Source organism: Vibrio sp. Y176, from assembly GCF_033438945.1.
The window spans coordinates 1-508 of sequence record NZ_JAWOQS010001234.1 but is presented as its reverse complement, the minus strand read 5'-3'; the positions used below and the strand labels follow the sequence as shown (position 1 = coordinate 508).

Genomic DNA, 508 nt, shown 5'->3' with positions numbered 1-508 from the left:
GCTAACGTCCCAGTTTACCGACATCACACCGGGCTACCACCTTAACAAACGCCATTGGGTCACAGTGTATTTCAATGGTGATGCCGAAGATGGTCTCATTCAAGACTTGTGCGAGCGCTCCTACGATTTGGTTGTAGCGAAACTGCCCAAAGCGCAACGTACATTGCTTGGGCACTGAAGCCAAATAGCATTTCAGGAAAGCGTTTAGGCAATAACGAAAACCATCAATTGCTCGCTGAAAAACTCGCACCTTTTTTGAGCTCGGACTATATAAAAAGAAGTTGCGTAAAAAGGGAAGTGGTATGCGAGCACTATCTGACTGGTTAGAAGCCTACGGTGAAAGCCATCAAAACCCAATCAATCAAAAAATTCACAAAGTTGCCGTACCGGGTATTTATCTTTCTGTGGGTGGGCTTATTTGGTCCATTCCTCAACTTTCAATCTTAGGTTTTCAGCTCAACTGGGTTTGGTTCGCTGTTATCCCGGTTTGGGTCTTTTACTTCCGTTT

General features: G+C 44.9%; 2 protein-coding genes. Both read left to right on the top strand.

Annotation, left to right across the window (positions count from 1 at the left end; genetic code table 11):
- The coding region (locus tag R7O13_RS31155; RefSeq protein ID WP_318305766.1) for an MmcQ/YjbR family DNA-binding protein at positions 1-178 on the top strand (178 nt) is incomplete at its 5' end.
- 124 nt (positions 179-302) lie between these two features.
- Positions 303-508 (top strand): Mpo1-like protein (locus R7O13_RS31150; RefSeq protein ID WP_318305765.1); only part of this gene is annotated, 206 nt, incomplete at its 3' end.